The following is a 270-nucleotide window of genomic DNA, read 5'->3' on the forward strand; positions in this document are numbered from 1 at the left end:
CGGGTACTGGAGCTTGCAGGCGAGCAGCCGGCCGTCATGCCCCTCGGCCTTGTGGACCTGGCCGAGCGAGGCGGCCGCCGCGGAATCGTGAGAAAACCAGCGGAACCTCTTCTGCCAGCCGGGCCCCAGCTCGGCCGCCATCCGGCGCTTGACGAAGGGCCAGCCCATGGGCGGCGCGTTGGTCTGGAGCTGGCGGAGTTCCTCGGCGTATTCCTCCGGCAGCGCCTCCGGGATGGTCGACAGGATCTGGGCGACCTTCATCAGCGGGCC

1 protein-coding gene is annotated in these 270 nt (G+C 70.4%); it reads right to left on the reverse strand.

Annotated features, from left to right (window positions below; translation table 11 throughout):
• Nucleotides 1-270 (reverse strand): AarF/UbiB family protein (locus R0J92_RS23185; RefSeq protein WP_411053403.1); only part of this gene is annotated, 270 nt, incomplete at both ends.

Origin of the sequence: Tritonibacter sp. SIMBA_163 (assembly GCF_046535935.1) — a bacterium.
GTDB classification, from domain to species: domain Bacteria; phylum Pseudomonadota; class Alphaproteobacteria; order Rhodobacterales; family Rhodobacteraceae; genus Epibacterium; species Epibacterium scottomollicae.